Below are 18,637 nucleotides of genomic sequence, written 5' to 3'. Positions count from 1 at the left end.
TGGATTAGAAAAGGCGGCTTCTAGATTATACAGTTCCGATAGTTTTGGACCGCGCTATTTGCCGGGGAGCAATGATTGTGATTTCAGTTCATTGCCTGCTGGGTATTGGCTTATGAATGGAAATCTTTCTTTTGAATATGAACTCTCGTTATATTGGACATCTGTGGCTCATGATATGGAATTCTCTTATTCTTGTGTATTTGATTTAGATGGTTTTAATTTTGGGTGGACTCATCCTAAAATGTCCATTCGTTGCTTAAAGGATTAGTTTTAGCATACATTCCCTTAATAAAAAAACACCCGGAACCTTTTTTTGATTCCGGGTATTAATTTATTCTAAATGCAGCCACCCTTTAGGCGACTTTTTAATTGCAATTATTCCAAGTCCTTGCCGTGGCACTTCTTGTACTTGAGGCCAGAACCGCACCAGCAAAGGTCATTGCGGCCGAGCTTCGGAGCCTGCTGCTGAGCGCGGCGGCGAGCAGCAGCGAGCAAGGCCGGGTTCACGCCCGGGCGAGTGCCCGGCAGTGCGGACTGCGGCATAGGCTTGGCTTCCTGCTGTTCTTCAGAAATCGCATTCGTTTCAGAAGTAGCGGCGGTGCCTGCGAGGCCAGCGGGCTTAGCGCCTTCGGCACTCATCTGTTCTGCGGCGCTTTCTTCAGCCGGAGCTTCGGCATTTTCAGCAGGAGCTTCAGCAGCCTTCTGAGCGGCAGCAGCCTGGGCTTCTTCGAGAGCCTTCTTTTCGGCTTCGATCTGTTCCTGGCTCTTAAGCTGCAACTGGTCCGGAGAAACAGTCACACCGTTCGGGAGCGTAATGCGGATGTTCAAGATGCGGAGAGCCGTGAGCGTTGCAATCTTTTCGAGGCAACCTTCGAACAGCTTGAAACCTTCGTTCTTGTAAACCATCAGCGGATCCTTCTGGGCGTATCCGTGGAAACGGATAGAATCCTTCAGCTGGTCCATGGCGTACAAGTGTTCCTTCCACACCTGGTCAATGGTCATCAACAAGAAGCGGCGTTCAATCTGGCGGAAGTCAGCTTCCGGAATGATCTTCGTGAGCTTTTCATAGCGGGCCTTGCACAAGCCGATGATTTCGTCAAGCACCTGTTCGGGCGTCTTACTCATGGCTTCTTCGAGCGTCATGTTGTATTCCATGCCGAGGCTACGCTGCAAGTCGATGTGCAGGCCTTCCAGGTTCCAGGCTTCGGCGTAAGTCTTCGCCGGAATGTACTGAGACACCTTAATGTCGCAGGCGTCTTCAATGCGGTTCATGATTTCTTCGCTGATGTCTTCGCCGTTCAGAATACGGCGGCGCAGGCCGTAAATCACCTTACGCTGTTCGTTCATCACGTTATCGTAGTCAAGCAAGTGCTTACGAATGTCGAAGCTCTGGCCTTCCACGCGGCGCTGGGCACCACGAATCGAGCGGGACACGATCGGGTGGGTAATCACTTCGTCTTCGCCCACGCCAAAGCGGGTCATCAAGTTCTTCACGCTGTCGCCACCGAAGATACGCATCAGGTTATCATCGAGGCTCAAGAAATACTGGCTGGAACCCGGGTCGCCCTGACGGCCGGAACGACCACGCAGCTGGTTGTCGATACGGCGAGATTCATGACGTTCGGTGCCAAGCACATGCAAACCGCCAAGCTCGGTAACTCCCGGGCCAAGGGCAATGTCGGTACCACGACCAGCCATGTTGGTTGCAATCGTCACCTTGTCCTTGTAGCCGGCGTACTGAATGATTTCAGCTTCGCGGCCATGGTTCTTCGCGTTCAAGACTTCGTGCGGAATGCCTTCCTTTTCGAGGAGGCCATGCAAATGTTCGGACTTTTCAATGGATGCCGTACCCACGAGGAGCGGCTGGCCCTTTTCGTGACGTTCCTTGATTTCGGCCACAATGGCGCGCCACTTGGCGTCTTCGGACTTGTACACCATGTCCTGCAGGTCCTTACGGATGCAAGGCTTGTTGGTCGGAATCACCCAAGTGTTCATGTTGTAAATCTTGATGAATTCCGTGGCTTCGGTTTCGGCGGTACCCGTCATACCCGAAAGCTTCTTGTACATGCGGAAGTAGTTCTGGAACGTAATCGTTGCAAGCGTCTGGTTTTCACGACGGATCTGCACGCCTTCCTTGGCTTCGATTGCCTGGTGCATACCGTTGCTGTAGCGGCGACCTTCCATAAGGCGGCCCGTGTTTTCGTCGACGATGATGATTTCGGTATCGCGGACGATGTAGTCCACGTCCTTTTCGTAAAGGTACCAGGCCTTGAGGGCGTTATCGAGGAAATGCACCCAGTCGGCATGTTCGCCGTACAGGTTCGTAATGTGCATGAGTTCCTGAATGTGGTTCACGCCCTTTTCGGTCAGCTGGATGTTCTTGTCCTTTTCGTCGACCGAGAAGTCCTTGTTCTTAATCAGCTGCTTCGCGATTTCGTTTGCCTTGGCGTACTTTTCGGTAGCGTCTTCGGCCGGGCCACTAATAATGAGCGGCGTACGGGCTTCGTCGATCAAGATGGAATCCACTTCGTCGACAATACAGAAGTTCAGTTCGCGTTGCACCAGCTGGCTGGGTTCCACGGCCATGTTGTCGCGCAGGTAGTCAAAGCCGAATTCGTTGTTGGTACCGTAAGTCACGTCGCTGTTGTAGCTCACGCGGCGTTCTTCGGGGTTCAGGCCGTTCACGATGAGGCCCACCGTAAGTCCCAAGAACTTATAGACCATACCCATCTGCTTGGCGTCACGGCCAGCGAGGTAGTCGTTCACCGTCACCACGTGCACACCGTGGCCAGAAAGACCATTCAGGTAAACCGGAAGGGCAGCGGCAAGGGTCTTACCTTCACCCGTCGCCATTTCGGCGATGGCACCTTCGTGGAGCACCAAGCCACCGATCATCTGCACGTCAAAAGGCATCATGCGGAACGGCTTCACCGATTCAGGGTAAAGTTCGCGGACCTTTGCGTACACAGAGGCGGGCAGGTAGACTTCCCATTCGTTCTTGCCGGCGGCAAGTTCGGCCTTCGCGGCGTTCACCGATTCCTGGAGCTCGGGGCCCAGGCGGCTAAAGTCAAAGTTGAATTCCGGCTTGAAGATATTGAAGATACCCAGGCGGCGGTCGCAAGCTTCTTGGCAAACGGCAAAGGCTTCGACCTTGATATCGTCGAGGGTAGCGCCATTCTTCAGCTTTTCGCGGAATTCTGCGCTCTTGGCAGCAAGGGCGGCGTCATCCAGGGCTTCCAGGGCTTCGCGGGCCTTGTGAATTTCGGCAATCACCGGGCGCAGCTGCTTGACTTTACGTTCGTGCGGGGTACCAAAGATCTTGTGAAGAACGGTATCGACTATGCTCATCTTTTTCCTTTTTACGGCCGAGGGCACTGCCCGCGGACACTGATTAAAAAATTACGGGGATAATTTAGCAAATAACATGCCAACTCAAAATCGTTTAGTCTTGAAACAAGGGCTTAATTTGGTCCAGCATCGCCTTGCAGCCCTCGTTTACATCGTCCCAAGTTGCAACAAAATCACCTGTATACCAGGGATCTGCCACGTCGCGACTCTTGTGCGCCCAATCCATCAAGAGTGAGACCTTGCGACTTTCCACCGGGCCAGATGTTTCACGCGTGTACACGTCGGCCGGTAAAATCCAGCGCAGGTTGCGCAAATTGTTACGGTCCATGAGCACAATGTAGTCGTAATACTCATAGTCGCGGGCAGTCATCTGACGCGCCGTCTTTCCACTGCAATCGATTCCGTGCATAGCAAGCATGCGGCGTGCCGGCGGATACACCGGATTCCCGATCTCTTCGGTACTTGTCGCGGCACTTGCGATTTCAAAATCTGTATCGGCTAAAGGCGATTCGGCAGGCAAATCCCGCACCAATTTTTTCATCACGAATTCAGCCATCGGGCTTCGGCAAATGTTCCCGTGGCACACAAACAAAATCTTGATTTTCATGCGAAAAATATAGTATCTTTAAAGCCATGAAAAAGCCCGTAAGCAAAGCCACGCGCACCCGCGTCACCCATGAGTTCCCGGCCCTATACGACCGCGAATCGCAAGTGCTCTTGCTCGGCTCCATTCCCTCGCCCAAGTCGCGCGAAATGGCATTCTACTACGGGCACCCGCAAAATAGATTCTGGAAAGTCATAGCAATCGTGCTCGGCGAAGAAATTCCTGAAACTATCGCGCAAAAGAAGGCCATGCTCAAAAAGCATCACGTCGCATTGTGGGACGTTCTGGACAGCTGCACTATCGTAGGCGCAAGCGATACAAGCATCGAAGACCCTGTCGTCAACAACATCGGCGAACTGGTAAAGAAATCAAAGGTTTCACGCATCTTCTGCACAGGCGCCACCGCATACAACTTGTACAAAAAATTTTGTGCAAACGATGTCGGCATCGAAGCCGTCAAGCTCCCGTCCACATCGCCCGCCAACTGCGCCGTATCGCTCGAAAAGCTTATCGAGGCGTATAAAAAGGTTTTATAATGCCCTTAAAGATTGTACGTAACGATATCACGAAAGTCAAGGCCGACGCCATCGTCAATTCCGCCAACAAGAATCCGATTTGCGGGGGAGGCGCCGAATACAGTATTTACGAAGCCGCAGGCCGCGAAGCCCTTTTAGCCGCACGCGAAAAAATCGGTCCGCTCAAGGTGGCCGAAATCGCAACGACTCCGGCCTTTGCGCTCAACGCCAAGTACATCATCCACACCGTGGGCCCCAGGTGGAACGGCGGTGTTTCCGGTGAAACATTGGCGCTTGCAGGCTGCTACCGCGGCGCCCTCGAAAAGGCAAAAGAACTCGGGTGTAACTCCATCGCATTTCCGCTTATCTCAAGCGGCGTGTTCAAGTTCCCCAAAGACAGCGCCCTCCAAATCGCGCTGCGGGCTATCGGCGAATTTTTGGAGTCCAACGAAATGGACATACAGCTGGTCGTTTTCGACCGCAAGTCCTTCGAAGTTTCCGAAGAGCTGTACAGCGACATTCACGCCTACATTGACGACTATTACGTCAATGACAGGTACATGGACATCTGCGCCTACACAAGCGACCCTCGAAACCGAGAGTGGAGACGCAATCCAGAACCCGAATCTCTTGTCGTCGAAGAATGCATTCAAGAAAATAAATGCTTCGCAGATGAAGGCGCTGACAAACTTGGCCCGATAAGCAGCGGGAGCCTAGACGACATTCTCGCCAAAACCGGTGAAACATTCTGCGACAAGCTTTTTAGCCTTATCCGCGAAAAGAACCAGGACGATGTCGAAGTCTACAAGAGGGCAAACATCGACCGCAAGCATTTTTCCAAAATCCGGAGCAACGTCAACTACAAGCCCTCCAAAAAGACAGCCCTCGCGCTCGCCATCGCCCTGCAGCTCGACCTCGACGAGACAAAAGACTTGCTCGCCCGGGCGGAGCTCGCGCTTTCTCCCTCCAACAAGGGCGACCTGATCGTGAGCTATTTTATCGAGCGAAAAAAGTACGACATCTGGGAAATCAACAGCATGCTCTTTAAATTCGGGCAGCCGACCCTCGGCGCATAACCGAAAATTCCTACCCCAAAACGCCTTTTTTAAATGTCGCCCGCCAGGCGACCAATTTCGGCTTTACGCCATCTATAATTGTTTCCGTTCCACTTAAACAAGTCGCACGCATAGCGGCACGGAGGCAATCATGAAACAAGGACTCACCGAAATCGTATTCATTCTCGACCGCAGCGGTTCCATGAGCGGGCTCGAAAAAGACACCATCGGGGGCTTCAACAGCACCATCGAAAAACAAAAACAGGAAGCGGGGGAGGCCTACGTCTCGACTGTCCTCTTCGACACCGAAATGGAAGTTCTCCATGACCGCGTCCCGCTCGCGCGCATCGAGCCCCTGACCGAAAAAGAATACTATGCCCGCGGCGGTACGGCGCTTCTTGACGCCATCGGTGGCGCCATCCACCACATCGGAAACGTGCACAAGTACGACCGCGAAGAAGACCGCCCCGAAAAGACCATCTTCGTCATCACCACCGACGGCTACGAAAATTCCAGCCACAAGTACAACGCCAACCGGGTCAAAGAAATGATCCAGCGCCAAAAAGAAAAGTACGGCTGGGAATTCATTTTCCTCGGCGCCAATATCGACGCCATCGAAACCGCCAGGAATTTCGGCATTGACGAAAACCGCGCCGCCAACTACGTAAACGATGGCGAAGGCATTAAAACCGTGTACATGGCGGAGTGCTGCCTCATGAGCGACATCCGCAACAACCGCGTCAACGAACGTGCTTGGAAGGCAAAAGTCGACGCCGATTACAACCGCCGCGGCAAGCGATAATCCGCAAAAACGGACGCCTCATTTTATCAACATCATACATTGTATTACATAAAATGTAAAATGCTGATTTAAATCATCTGTTGATATTCTGTGCATAATTAAAAATCATTATTCCACAGGATTTGGGGATATCCCACAACATATCCACAAAAGACATATGTTTCACGTGGAACATATGTCATTTTGCTATGACATTTCAACAATCTATTGTCAATCCTGTTAGACAAATCCAAAACTTATCCACCAAAATAAAAAACATCGTGTTTCACGTGAAACCCGATGTTTATAGTATGTTTATAAAAGTTATCAACAATCTGTGCGATTGTTGCATGCGAAATTAGAATTTCACAGTACGCGGAGCAGCGCCGAAGGCGTAGAACGTGGCCGTCGCGTCCTTAAAATAGAGCACTTCGGTGTTCGGATCTTCGACAGAATACATGGACTTGAGTTCAGGATAGCAGTCAAGCATGTGGACCTTGGGTTCACGACGGTCATCGCGAACCAGGGTGCCAGCGACGCGGACCCACTTGGTACCCTCGCTGTTCATGCCGCAGATTTCGACCTTGCCGTTCTGCTGGATCTGCTTGGAGCAATCCTTGGTCTTGGATGTCTGGATGTAGAGCTTGCCTTCGAAAATTTCGATGGTGCCGAAGGGGCGCACACGCGGCTGGTCGCCGTCGACCGTCGCCAGGAAGTAGGCGCCACATTCCTTGAGAAAATTCTTGACTTCTTCCATTATAAGTCTCCTGTTAATGTTCTTTCCTATTCATAATATAGTAAAAAGAATTAATGCGAGGCTGCAATAATCCGCGTATATATTTCTTCCATTTGAGTGGAGAAACAACAGAAGATGACCTTCTTGACTTTTTGAGCTGGGAAGTTCCAAACCGTCTTCACAGCAATCTCGATGGCGGCCTCCCAGGGGTAGCCGTAAACTCCACAAGAAATAGCGGGGAAGGCGACCGTCTCACAAGCATTCGCCTCGGCAAGATCCAGGCAACTTTTATAGCAAGATTCCAGGAGTGCCGGTTCACCATGCAGACCATCTCGATAAATCGGACCCGGAGTGTGGATAACAAACTTTGCCGGCAATCTGAACCCCGGAGTGATTTTGGCCTTACCCGTTTCGCAACCATTCAGGGGAATGCACGCTTTCAAGAGATCCGGACCCGCCGCCCTGTGAATAGCTCCATCAACACCGCCACCTCCCAAAAGTGAACAATTGGCGGCATTCACAATCGCATCCACATTCAGTTTGGTGATATCGCCTTGAATAATTTCAATCTCAATCATTTTAAAACCTCGACTATAATATAGTTAAAGATATTCCAACATTAATGTTGATTATGTGAATAGATGTTGAAAACTCTTTTTTCCACCTTCTCTTTTTATATATATTATAGTGGGGTTATTATGAAAATCGAACATATCGCCATCTGGGCAAAAGATATCGACAAGGTATGTGAATTCTACCGAAAGTATTTCGGTGGGGTAGTTCACCCGATTTACCATAACCCGGCAAAACAATTCACCAGCCGATTCGTCACCTTCGACGATGGCGCCCGTTTGGAAATAATGCACCGCCCTGACATCGATCATGTTTGGCCTGTAACTCACAATCGCATGTTTGCTTCTCCGAAGCCAACTCGCTTCGGTTCGGCAATAAAAATATGCAAGCGTATTTTTACTGCACTCACCTCGCTAACGTTCCACGTGGAACATTGCGGCCTAACCCATGTTTCCTTTTCCGTGGGCTCCAAAGAAGAGGTGGACCATTTAACCAAACAAATGTCTGCTGACGGAATCCAGGTGGTAGGGCAACCCCGAACCACCGGCGACGGGTATTATGAAAGTGTGATCCTGGATCCCGAAGGCAACAGGGTAGAGATTACAGTTTAGAAAAATGGCGGAGTTAGGTATGAGGAGAATATTTTTTCTACTAACACTTGTTGTGTTGAATGCCCATGCAGTCGATTGCATCCGACGCACATTCGATTATTTCGCAACGGACTTCGAAAATCATGTACTCGTCTTGCCCAGCGAAATGTTCCCGGATAGTATCCATCAGAAACAAAACGGACGAGTCAATACCATCAAGTATCATTGGACAGGCAATCACCTGGACAGCATGAGCCTATCCCAATCTTGCCTTGCCCGCGGTTACGAAAAAAAATCCACCTTCATTCCCGACTGGAAAATTGACTCCACCAAGGTAGGCAAGGTCAAGAAATACGACTGGAAATCTCTGAAAGACGGATGGCACTTTACGGTCTACCGCGGAAAAGATTCCGTCTATATCGATAATGACAATGAACAACACCAGATATTCTACCTCAAAAACGATACCATTTACGAAGTCAATAACTGGGTTCCCAGGAATTTGAAAACTTACCATGACCCCGATAATAAGAGCAAGTGTATTCGAAAAAGCGATAATAACTTTATCATCGACACTTATGAATACGAAATGAAGGGGAATACCCTTATCCAGAAATCAATCAAGTTCGACCATAACAGATACATCAAAGCCCCCGGCCCCTGCATGGGCGGCAACGAATATACCACTATATATTATAGGAAGTGAGATGTTTGGCCTTTGGCTTCGCCAAAGTCCGACACCCTGCGGTTCCCAAATATATATGAAACTTGAAACTTTAGTTTCGTAGTTGAGTTATCCTCTATGAGGAAAAATATGCGAGCACATTTTTGCTTGGTAACCTTGGTTGTGTTTCACGTGGAACACAACCAAGCAAACATAAAACCTTTTACTATATTTTCCTATATGAAAAAACTAATCCTCATTCTATCCTTTATCGCACTGAATGTGCATGCTGTAAACTGCCTCGAATTTTTACGCAGCGCCTATCTTGAATTCGGAATGAATAACAATTATCGTCCAGATAGCTCATACGCCCCCAGCTTTGTAGATGAGGGCAAAATCTATTATTCATCCTCTAAATATTACTATACCGATAATAGTTTAGATAGTGTCGTCGAATGTTATAGTAAAGGAAAATGTGACACATATAATTACAAGCAAACAAAAGAAACAACAGAATCCACAATCAAATTAACCAGCACAAATCTCAATTATGATCAGTCAGATGTTAGTATTCTTTTCCTAGGAAAGGATTCCACATACAAATACATCTATGGTCTAGACTCAGGTAAACCAGATTCACTAGAAATCGTCAACAGCATTTTCTTACGCAATGACACCTTATATGATGAAAGATGGTATTCAGACGGCACACCTTATAACTTTGGAAGTCATATAAGAACACCTGATCCCGAAAATGAAAATACATGCAATACAACCAATTATACACTTGAAAAGAATGGCGATACATACGTCAAGTCAATTACCGAAACCTATCAAGAACTCATAGAAACTACAGAAACAGGATTCACCTTATCTTACAGTAATAACAATACAAAGTATTTCTTTGTCAAAGTCGGTCCCAATTCCACCACCTCGATCCTCCGCAAAAACAAGCCGGCATTTATCCCCGAAAAGGACAAACATTTTGACCTCCTCGGCCGCCCCGTTAACAAAAAATATATCATGAGTGTTCCACGTGGAACATCGGCGAAGTAAGACTATCCTTTTTTATAAACACAAAATCCACATTTATCAAAAACTTATCCACGGATATTTTTAAAAAGTGAAAGGGCGCAAGCCCTTTTTTTTGAATTTGTTAATTAGGAATACTAAATTATGTTCGGAATGTTCTATCAAAAATGTTCCACGTGGAACGTTAGCGAGGTGAGCGCAGCGAAAATACACTTGTGTATTTTCATTGCCGAACCGAAGCGAGTTGGCTCCGAAGGAGCAAACATGCGATAGCATCGTTCCTAGTATTATATGAGTTATAGAGAAAACAAAAATCAGCAGAATCTTTTGAACCAGTTCTTGACGGAACATGGTGTGCAGCTGTCCGAAGATGTACTCGGCAAGCTTTATGATTTTGCAGACTTGGTGGTAGAGACCAAGCAATTTGGTAACCTGATTTCGGCAAAGGACTCCGAGAAATTCTTGAGCAGACACATAGCCGATTCGTTGGTTCCCTATATTATAATGAAGGATATTCCGGCAGGTTCCAAATGGGCCGATATGGGCGCGGGGGCAGGTTGTCCGATTTTCCCGCTCGCTATCGTAATGCCTCAGGTGGAATTCTTTGCAGTCGAACCCCGCCACATGCGTGTGGAATTCATGAAGTTCGCCAAGGAAAAACTGCACCTGGATAACTTGACCGTCGTGGGCAAGCGTTTCGAAACTTCGGGACTTGCCTACCTTGACTATGTGAGTTGCCGCGCCCTTTCGACTTTCGAAAACGACTGGGAACGTGCCCAGCCCGGTTTGAAGGGCGGTGGAAAATTCCTCACGCTGAAAAGTTTCAACAATATTGTTCACCTGGAAAATGATCCGGCAGTACACATATATAAATATGCACTCCCGCAGGAAGAACAAGTTTACGCCTTAGTCACTCGAGGTAATGAATGAGTAAAGTGATAGCAGTCTGCAACCAGAAAGGTGGCGTGGGCAAGACCACGACCGCCGTCAACCTGGCCGCCAGTTTTGCCGCATTAGAAAAGAAGACACTCCTTATCGACATGGACCCGCAGGGTAACGCGTCGCAGGGTCTCGGCTACAATGAACTTCAAGATGTGGATATCCACGAAGTCCTGAATATGGCCGACAATCCGGACAATATTACCTATGACAATATCAAGGAAGCTATCCTCGATACGAGTCTCGATTACCTCAAGGTCATCACTTCTGGCCCGGACCTTGCCGTCATGGAAATTGAACTAGTGAACGCCATGAGCCGCGAACGTCGTCTCGAACGCGTGATGAATGTACTCAAGCAGTCTTTCGAATTCATCATCATCGATGCTCCTCCGAGCCTGAACCTTTTGACACTGAACGTTCTGACTGCAGCTACCAGCGTCTTGATTCCGGTGCAGTGCGAATACTACGCCCTGCAGGGTATGACCGAACTTTTCAAGACTATCCGCGAAGTTCAGAAAAACCTGAACGCAAACCTCAAGATCGAAGGTGCGCTCCTCACCATGTACGATTCCCGCCTGAGCCTCTGCAAGCAGGTCGCCGAAGAAGTACGTGAAAACTTGAGCGACACCGTTTTCCAGGCAATGATTCCGAGAAACGTGAAACTCTCCGAAGCACCGAGCCACGGCAAGCCCGCCATCCTTTACGATGTACAGAGCAGTGGTGCACAAGCGTACATGAAACTCGCCGAAGAAATCTTGAACAAGGGAAAGTAGTAAATGGGTAAAAAGTCTTTCGCATTGGGTCGCAGCCTCGCCGATATCCTCAAGGATCACTCCGCTCCGGCAGCCTCCGACATTCAACAGTCCAATCCACAATCCGGCGAAAATAGTTCGCAGAACTCTGCCGAAAAATCCGAAACTGTTGATAACTCCCAGAAAGTCGTCGAAATCAATGTCGAACTTATCGACCCGAACCCGTTCCAGCCGCGTAAGGTTTTCAGCGACGACGAACTGGTCGAACTTGCAGAATCTATCGAACAGCACGGGTTGATCCAGCCGATCGCCGTTCGCAAGGTGGGCGACCGTTACCAGCTTATTAGCGGTGAACGCCGTACTCGTGCCACCAAGCTTGCCGGACTCCAGACCATCAAGGCCCAGGTTTATGAAAACCTTGACGACAAGGCCATGGCCGAATGGGCCCTCATTGAAAATATCCAGCGTGTCGACCTGAACCCGGTCGAAGTCGCCAAATCTTATCAACAATTGATCGATAATCACGGCTACACTCACGAAGATCTGTCCAAGATTGTGAGTAAGTCGCGCTCTGCAATTACCAACAGTCTCCGCCTCCTCAAGCTCCCGGAAGTCGTACTTTTGTGGATAGAAGAAGGAAAAATTTCGGGCGGTGCCGCTCGCGCCCTTTGCAGCGACAAGATCCAGAATCCTGAAGAAGTCGCCAAGCGAATTATCGAAGAAGGCTTGAACGTCCGCCAAATCGAAGCGATTGCCCGCGGCGAAGAACCGAAGGCAGCCCAGCCAGAACAGGCTGCACCAGCAGACGAAGACCAGCCGGAAGTCCACAAGCCCGAAGTCGAAGCCAAGCCGAAGCCGGAACTGAGCGCCGACATGAAACAATTCGAGTCCCGCCTCGAAACCTTCTTTGGCACCAAGGTCCAAATTAACCCGAGTGCTTCGACCGAGACCAAAGGTTCAATCGTTATTAACTATTATTCCATGGACGACCTTAACCGAATCCAGGAACTCATGGAACGCTAAATGAGCAAGTACTATAAAGTTCAAATTATTCCGGAAGACTCCAAGGAAATCAAGAGCTATCGTATCAACACGAAGTGGTTCCTTTTCCTGAAAATCTTCCTGGTCATACTGGTTGTAGCTTCGGGATTCCTTATATATAATGCAGGCCGAATTGGCCGCATGATGGTGAACTACGAAAAAATCCGCACCGCAAACGGACAGCTCGTAAAGCAAAACGCCAACTACGAAGAACTCTTCTTGAGAATCGATTCACTCTGGGTTCTCGAAGAACGAATCCAGAATATCCTGGGCACGTTCATCGAAAACGATTCGGGCAAGGTCAACAGCCTTATCGACAAGAGCAGGTTCGCCCACACGCCTTCACAAAAAATCGATGTCGATTACGAAGGCGGTTGGAAATCGCACGAAGACAAGGTTCGTCTGGAACATATTCCGAACGTGATTCCGGTAGTGGGAATCGTGAGCAAGAAATTCAGCGAAATGGACGACCACCTTGGGACCGACTTTTCGGCCCAAGTCGGAAATCCGGTGTTTGCATCGGGTAGCGGAGTCGTAGAATACGCCGGACAGAAAGACGAACTGGGAAACACAGTCGTCATCGATCATCAAAATGGTTATATTACCAGTTACTCTCACTTAAAAGACATTCGTACTCGAAAGGGCCGCAATGTCGGGAAGGGCGAAATTATAGGAACAGTCGGGAATACGGGAAACAGCAGTGCCCCGCACTTGCACTATTCTATAACTAAAGATGGCAAGGAAATGGATCCCGAGCTTTTCATAAACTATTAACCATACGAGGTATAAAATGGCTACAAAAGAACAGGAAATCACTCAGATCGGTCACAGCGTGACCATTAAGGGCGACATCAGCGGCAACAGCGACGTGCGCGTTGCTGGTAACGTCATTGGCGGCATCACTATCGAAGGTGAACTTATCGTCGAACGTCAGGGCGTGGTCGAAGCTGATATCAAGACTACCACTGCAGTGGTTGCCGGTTCTGTCAAGGGCAACATCGATTGCTCTGATAAGCTCATCCTCGAAAGCACTTCCCAGTTCGAAGGCAATATCAAGACCAAGCGTCTCATTATCCAGGAAGGCGCTATCTTCCAGGGTAACTGCCAGATGGGTGCTCCTCAGGTCGCTCCTGCCCAGGCAGCACAGCCTGCTCCTCAACAGCAGCCTAAGCAGCAGCCGGTTAAGGGCCCCAAGGATTTAGACCTTTAAGTCAAATCCACACCTATATCAATAAACACTAATTATTTATATAAATAGTAATAGTAATTAGTGCCGTGAATAGTGGATAGAATTGTGAAATTGAAAACATAACTCATTGATGGTCAAAAAGTTATAAAACTAAAATCAGTGGGTATAAATGTTGAAAACTTTCATTCTGTTCACTTTTTTCAATGTTGATAAGTGTTGAAGGTGAATTTTCAATACCAATTCACAGATGATACACCAAATTATGTTGAAAATCGGTATGATATGGGTCACATTTGGCAAAAAAGTGGAAAAATCTAGCGCTCTGGGCCATTTTAAAAGTTATATTGTACAGACAAAATGTCATCAAAGATCCTTAAAATAGGTCAGGTATCCGATATCCATATTGGAAACGGAAACGAGCTCGTACAGGGAATCGACGTTTGCGCCAATTTCCGCAAAGCTCTAGATTCCGAGTCTATGCAAGACCTGGATCTTTTGGTGTTGTCTGGCGATCTTTCTGAACATTCAGAACCCGGTGCATACGAATACGTTGCATCTTTATTGAAGGACTACAAGAGTCCGTGGTGCATTATTCCCGGTAACCATGATGACCTCAATATCATGCGCAAGTATTTTGATATTGAATCGAGGATTCATGGCGACAGATGTTTCTACCGCTACGACTTGGAAGGCAAGACAATGTTCTTCCTGGATAGCGGATGCGGGAATGTTTCACAGGAACAGTTGACATGGTTGCAAGAAGAAGCTTCGAAGATCAAGGGCGAAGTCATTCTCTTCATGCATCATCCGCCTTGTTTCTGTGGTCACCGTTTCATGGACTTGCGTTACCACCTTGAAAACATGGTCGAAGTCCAGCAAGTACTTGCGGGTATCAAGAACTTGACCCACATTTACGCTGGTCATTACCATCACCAATTCGAAGTGAACATGGGACGCCAGATTGTGCATGTTGCACCGGCGACTCAGTTCCAGATTGACCCGAACGTACCCTATTTTAATCTGAAAAGTGCCGCTCCGGGCTGGCAATTGATTGAATGGGGCGAAAAATTTGTAGAAACTACAGTTTATTTTGAATAGACCCCTTGAATTTTTAAAACTAATTGACTAAATTTGGGAAAAATTTGGCGGCTTAGCTCAGTTGGTAGAGCGTCGGAATCATAATCCGCAGGTCTGTGGTTCGAGCCCACAAGCCGCTAGTATTTTGAAAAAGAGGCTGATATGTCAAGACGAATCCTAAAAGTGGCGTTGTTGATGATCGCCTCTTTTTTCGTAGCTCCGGTGTTTGTCGCTTGCGATAGCGCCGACGATAACGTGCCTGAAATGAACCAGGTGCAGGCATCCACTCCGAAGACCGTGCCTATCGTGCAGGTCGATGCATTCAATGCTCCGGCTTCTTCGGAAATTTCCTCCGAAAAGGCAAAGCTCTACGTGAAGGCAAGTGCCGCTCTCGTGGAACTCGGTGTGCGTTGGTCCGAACGTATCGACAAGGCTAACGATACCGAAAAGATCCAGATTCTCAATGCTTACAATGTGGCCCGCGACCAACTCTGCGCTCGCGTCGGTCTCGCCGGCATTGCCGAATACAACTGGATTACCACGGTTGCCGTGCCCGATCCGAAGAACAAGGCAACGTTCGAAGCTGCCGGAATGCGTACCGCAAACTAAGCGTTTTGCAGTAAGCTATTTAGTGTAATTAATACTAGATTTTCGTAATCAAATCAGTTTGACTTGAGCCGCGCCAAAAAATATATTTGGCGCGGTTTTTGGTGTGTTGTGGTTGTTCCACTACGGGGTTAGAATGTACACACCAACTGATTACGCAACAACCGTTATGTTGTTCAAACTGCTCTGCATCGCAGGCTTCACGGTTCTCACGCTCATTTATCTTTTCTGGTATTCCAGGTTTTGGACAGACGAAGATTTTCCGGGAATGCGTCCGGAGCACAAGACTAGTTGTGCAGACTCTTCAGTTCTGGAGAATACATCTTGTAAAAATCCCTGCCATGTTCCTTTACAGAGTAAAGCGCCATGTCAGCTGCACGGTACAGGTCTTCGAATTTCTTACCGTGTTCGGGGAATACGGATAATCCTATTGAAAGCGAAACGTGCCTTTCTAAAGATTCGCCCGCAAAAAGGTGTCTTGCTTTATCCGAAATCATTGCGGCAAGCTTGATTGCCGTATCGGGCTTGATGTCGCGCAAGTATACCATAAATTCATCGCCACCGATACGCCCTGTAATATCCATTCCCTTGAATGAATTGTGCAGAATGGTTCCGATTGCCGTAAGCACGCGGTCGCCTGCGGCATGACCGAATGAATCGTTAATCTCTTTGAACTTGTCTACATCGATCATCATCAAGGCACCACGTTCATCGCTGTTGCTTTCGGTGATGCGGGTAATTTCGCTTTCGGTTTCCTGCTTGTTTAAAAGGCCTGTGAGCGAATCGGTCTTGGAACGTTTTTCGAGTTCCAGTTTTAGCGACTGGATTTCTGTTACGTTATTTATAAGTGCGATAATTCCGCTAACTTTACCATTATCATCAAAGACAGGTCGCTTGATAAGTTCCAGGTATTCGACACCGTCTTTACCTTGTTCCTTAATGACGTAGTTGGTGCCCTTGCCTGTGCGCAGAAGTTCCTTATCCGATTCCATGGCTTTTTTGGCGTTTTCCTTGTCTTCGCGGATTTCTATATCGGTCTTTCCGCGAATGGTCCAGTTCGGGTCACCTTCGGTATGCAGGTGGTGCCAGTAGTGGGTGGCGAAAACGTACTTGCCTTCGGCGTCTTTCAGGTAAATATTCGACGGCAGTTCCTTCAGAATTTTTTCGACTTCGGAGAATGTGGCCGAGTCCTTGCCCCTGATGGCATTGTTAAGCCGGAGCATGACAAGTTCCTTGCGGAACGGCGGTTCAAAGTATTCGTTTGCACCGGCGGCGATGCAGAGTTTGTAGTCGTCGGAATCCGCGACGGTAGAAATGCCAATGTTTGGAATTCCTACGAAACGTTTATCTTCGTTCAGAACTTTCTGTAGCCAGAATCCGCTTTGCTTGCACAGCTCTACGTTGAACAATACAGCGGAAATATTGTCGTGCTGTTTGTCTACCAATTGCACGGCTTCTTTTTCGGAATCCACATCAATAATTGGGTATTCTTCCGAAAGCATGGCACGAAGTTTTTTGAGGGAAGGGCTATTGATTTGTACAAGAACAAGCTTGCGTTTCGCGAGAGGCTGAACAACCTTTGCGTCATCAATATTTGAAATATTTTCATTTTCAAGTATCTGCATTTTCCCAACACTCTTCTATATCCATATATATAGTTTTTTCTACAAAAAGGAATCAGGATAATTATTCCACCTTGGAATAATTATCCATATATTTGGGGATTGCAACTGTAGAACCGTCGGTGTGTCCAGCCGTACCATAGCGTTGAATCTTTGGTAATCCGGTTATCAAGCCAACGGTTGAATTCGCCGATTACGCTGTTGTTTGCCGGAGTGATTTCCGTTGCGTGCAGGATTTTTTCTGTAGTGGTTTCTTCGAGCCAACAGATGAATACGGGAGTATCCGGACGGTGCCTTAATAAAAAATCTGGCAGTGGATTGACGTGTACTTGTTTTCCGAGGAACGTTGCCGTGGCGGCACTTTCGATTCGGCTGTCTTGATCCATCAATAGGCAGAACAAGTTTTTGTCATCGAGGATTCGCAAGAATTCGCGCGGGCTCTTGGCGTTCACTGAATAATTTCTTTTGTCTACAGAACGGATTTTATTTTCGACAATGCGGTTGAGCCATGCGGGTTTAAGCGGTATATAGCTTGCCTTGAGTGGAATGCCCAGACGGCAGAGCCAGGGGCCAATCGCTTCGTAGTTTCCGTAGTGCGCGGTCAGGAATATTCCACCTTCGCGCATTTTGTTCAAAATGGGTTCGCTTCCTTCTGCTAGCTTGTATGTAATACTGTTTTTCTTGAAGGGATAATTGCTAAAGTCGTGCGGCAATTTCTTGAATGAACCGAAGTCAAAAAGAATATCGGTTACGTGGTGTGTCAGGTGCTTTATAATTTGTCTATATTCGTTTGAACAAATTATTTTTGAATATTCAGGGTGCGTATATTGCAAATTAGCTTGTACAACACCTTGCTTCCAGCCAGATGTGAGCAACGCCCTATATAATATTTTTTCGAAAATGTAGCCGATCTTGAACAAGGTGAGTTAGTCCTTGTCCGGTTTAGGCTTCTTTTTACCAGAGTCATTGGCGGATTCGCTGAAGGGGAATACGAACCGTCCGCGGAGAACGCAACCGGGTGCACCGGGGTCGCATTCCTTTTTCCGCTTGTTGCAGAAGGTATTTCTCAGATGTCTGCACTCGTAACTCATATATGGAATTATAGAAAAGAACCTGGGAAAAGGAAAAAATTGGCTAGAAACAACGGCTATGATTGGCCATAGTCAAAATAAATATGTTAATAGAGTGTTAATAAATTGATTATTATGTGGATATAGAACAAAAAAATGAAAAAAAATGAAAAAAAATGAAAAAAAGTTGCAAAACCTCTTGACAATCGTCACAGAAAGTTCTATAATTGGCCTCACCCTCGAACGAGAGAGCTGAAGAGCTCAAACGAACGAGAACGGAGGCCCGCGAGGCCGCCGGGAAGATTGAAGGAATCGGAGATGTGCTTAGTGACGGGTCCAAGAGGTTTCTTGGAATAGTCAATTATACGAACGTGATTAACGGGACCAAGACTTTAAAAAATTAATGAAGAGTTTGATCCTGGCTCAGAACGAACGCTGGTGGC

Annotated in this window: 20 protein-coding genes, 1 tRNA gene and 1 pseudogene; 15 read left to right on the top strand and 7 right to left on the bottom strand. The window is 47.8% G+C overall.

Annotated features, from left to right (window positions below; genetic code table 11):
• A pseudogene (locus tag QZN53_RS12235) lies at positions 1-268 on the top strand (hypothetical protein); the annotation flags it as partial.
• Between the two features lie 107 nt (positions 269-375).
• Here QZN53_RS12235 and secA read toward each other — a convergent pair.
• Both secA and QZN53_RS12225 read right to left on the bottom strand, forming a co-directional pair.
• Positions 376-3,348 carry a preprotein translocase subunit SecA gene (gene secA / locus QZN53_RS12230; protein ID WP_163439207.1) on the bottom strand — a complete coding sequence of 991 codons (2,973 nt, stop codon included), beginning with the start codon at positions 3,346-3,348 and terminating at the stop codon, positions 376-378.
• 94 nt (positions 3,349-3,442) lie between these two features.
• Positions 3,443-3,955 (bottom strand): low molecular weight protein-tyrosine-phosphatase, encoded by a 513-nt coding sequence (locus QZN53_RS12225; RefSeq protein WP_163439206.1) that lies wholly within the window; start codon positions 3,953-3,955, stop codon positions 3,443-3,445.
• 26 nt (positions 3,956-3,981) lie between these two features.
• Here QZN53_RS12225 and QZN53_RS12220 point away from each other — a divergent pair, with 26 nt between their 5' ends.
• The 3 genes from QZN53_RS12220 (at position 3,982) to QZN53_RS12210 (ending at position 6,324) form a co-directional block, all read left to right on the top strand.
• Positions 3,982-4,488 (top strand): DNA-deoxyinosine glycosylase, encoded by a 507-nt coding sequence (locus tag QZN53_RS12220; protein ID WP_163439205.1) that lies wholly within the window; start codon positions 3,982-3,984, stop codon positions 4,486-4,488.
• Positions 4,488-5,543: a macro domain-containing protein gene (locus QZN53_RS12215; protein ID WP_163439204.1), complete on the top strand. Its 1,056-nt coding sequence runs from the start codon at positions 4,488-4,490 to the stop codon at positions 5,541-5,543. The genes QZN53_RS12220 and QZN53_RS12215 overlap by 1 nt, the downstream gene beginning before the upstream one ends.
• A gap of 130 nt (positions 5,544-5,673) precedes the next feature.
• Complete coding sequence (locus tag QZN53_RS12210; protein ID WP_163439203.1) at positions 5,674-6,324, top strand: hypothetical protein; 651 nt, start codon at positions 5,674-5,676, stop codon at positions 6,322-6,324.
• Positions 6,325-6,661: 337 nt separating this feature from the next.
• Here the strand turns inward: QZN53_RS12210 and QZN53_RS12205 are convergent, their stop codons facing one another.
• Together QZN53_RS12205 and QZN53_RS12200 are read right to left on the bottom strand one after the other, a co-directional pair.
• Positions 6,662-7,060 (bottom strand): pyridoxamine 5'-phosphate oxidase family protein, encoded by a 399-nt coding sequence (locus tag QZN53_RS12205; RefSeq protein ID WP_163439202.1) that lies wholly within the window; start codon positions 7,058-7,060, stop codon positions 6,662-6,664.
• A 50-nt stretch (positions 7,061-7,110) separates the two neighbouring features.
• A complete protein-coding gene (locus QZN53_RS12200) occupies positions 7,111-7,617 on the bottom strand; it encodes an O-acetyl-ADP-ribose deacetylase (RefSeq protein WP_163439201.1) in 507 nt (168 codons plus the stop codon).
• A gap of 120 nt (positions 7,618-7,737) precedes the next feature.
• Here QZN53_RS12200 and QZN53_RS12195 point away from each other — a divergent pair, with 120 nt between their 5' ends.
• From QZN53_RS12195 to QZN53_RS12145, 11 genes are all read left to right on the top strand, one after another.
• Complete coding sequence (locus QZN53_RS12195) at positions 7,738-8,223, top strand: VOC family protein (protein ID WP_163439200.1); 486 nt, start codon at positions 7,738-7,740, stop codon at positions 8,221-8,223.
• Positions 8,224-8,242: 19 nt separating this feature from the next.
• The gene (locus QZN53_RS12190; RefSeq protein WP_163439199.1) at positions 8,243-8,908 is read left to right on the top strand and encodes a hypothetical protein; all 666 of its coding nucleotides are present in this window, start codon (positions 8,243-8,245) and stop codon (positions 8,906-8,908) included.
• Between the two features lie 198 nt (positions 8,909-9,106).
• Complete coding sequence (locus QZN53_RS12185) at positions 9,107-9,922, top strand: hypothetical protein (protein WP_163439198.1); 816 nt, start codon at positions 9,107-9,109, stop codon at positions 9,920-9,922.
• 267 nt (positions 9,923-10,189) lie between these two features.
• Complete coding sequence (locus tag QZN53_RS12180; RefSeq protein WP_163439197.1) at positions 10,190-10,828, top strand: RsmG family class I SAM-dependent methyltransferase; 639 nt, start codon at positions 10,190-10,192, stop codon at positions 10,826-10,828.
• Positions 10,825-11,610, top strand: a complete 786-nt coding sequence (locus QZN53_RS12175) for a ParA family protein (protein WP_073058256.1) — start codon at positions 10,825-10,827, stop codon at positions 11,608-11,610. The genes QZN53_RS12180 and QZN53_RS12175 overlap by 4 nt, the downstream gene beginning before the upstream one ends.
• A 3-nt stretch (positions 11,611-11,613) precedes the next feature.
• The gene (locus QZN53_RS12170; RefSeq protein WP_163439196.1) at positions 11,614-12,612 is read left to right on the top strand and encodes a ParB/RepB/Spo0J family partition protein; all 999 of its coding nucleotides are present in this window, start codon (positions 11,614-11,616) and stop codon (positions 12,610-12,612) included.
• Positions 12,613-13,404 carry a M23 family metallopeptidase gene (locus tag QZN53_RS12165; protein WP_163439195.1) on the top strand — a complete coding sequence of 264 codons (792 nt, stop codon included), beginning with the start codon at positions 12,613-12,615 and terminating at the stop codon, positions 13,402-13,404. It begins immediately after the preceding gene.
• Between the two features lie 16 nt (positions 13,405-13,420).
• Complete coding sequence (locus QZN53_RS12160) at positions 13,421-13,840, top strand: polymer-forming cytoskeletal protein (protein WP_163439194.1); 420 nt, start codon at positions 13,421-13,423, stop codon at positions 13,838-13,840.
• Positions 13,841-14,176: 336 nt separating this feature from the next.
• Positions 14,177-14,917, top strand: coding sequence for a metallophosphoesterase (locus tag QZN53_RS12155; RefSeq protein ID WP_163439193.1), 741 nt, complete (start codon positions 14,177-14,179; stop codon positions 14,915-14,917).
• Between the two features lie 46 nt (positions 14,918-14,963).
• A tRNA-Met gene (locus QZN53_RS12150) sits at positions 14,964-15,036 on the top strand.
• 22 nt (positions 15,037-15,058) lie between these two features.
• Positions 15,059-15,505, top strand: coding sequence for a hypothetical protein (locus QZN53_RS12145; protein WP_163439192.1), 447 nt, complete (start codon positions 15,059-15,061; stop codon positions 15,503-15,505).
• 284 nt (positions 15,506-15,789) lie between these two features.
• On the opposite strand, the gene QZN53_RS12140 is transcribed toward QZN53_RS12145, so the two are convergent.
• The 3 genes from QZN53_RS12140 to QZN53_RS12130 all read right to left on the bottom strand — a co-directional run bounded on the left by QZN53_RS12140 (position 15,790) and on the right by QZN53_RS12130 (position 18,215).
• The gene (locus QZN53_RS12140; RefSeq protein WP_163439191.1) at positions 15,790-17,127 is read right to left on the bottom strand and encodes a diguanylate cyclase; all 1,338 of its coding nucleotides are present in this window, start codon (positions 17,125-17,127) and stop codon (positions 15,790-15,792) included.
• Between the two features lie 80 nt (positions 17,128-17,207).
• The gene (locus QZN53_RS12135; protein ID WP_294653381.1) at positions 17,208-17,957 is read right to left on the bottom strand and encodes a lysophospholipid acyltransferase family protein; all 750 of its coding nucleotides are present in this window, start codon (positions 17,955-17,957) and stop codon (positions 17,208-17,210) included.
• Positions 17,958-18,050: 93 nt separating this feature from the next.
• Complete coding sequence (locus QZN53_RS12130) at positions 18,051-18,215, bottom strand: hypothetical protein (protein ID WP_205428152.1); 165 nt, start codon at positions 18,213-18,215, stop codon at positions 18,051-18,053.
• Between the last annotated feature and the right edge of the window lie 422 nt (positions 18,216-18,637).

It is taken from the genome of uncultured Fibrobacter sp. (assembly GCF_900316465.1).
Classification (GTDB): Bacteria; Fibrobacterota; Fibrobacteria; order Fibrobacterales; family Fibrobacteraceae; genus Fibrobacter.
This window is presented reverse-complemented; position numbering and strand designations above follow the sequence as displayed.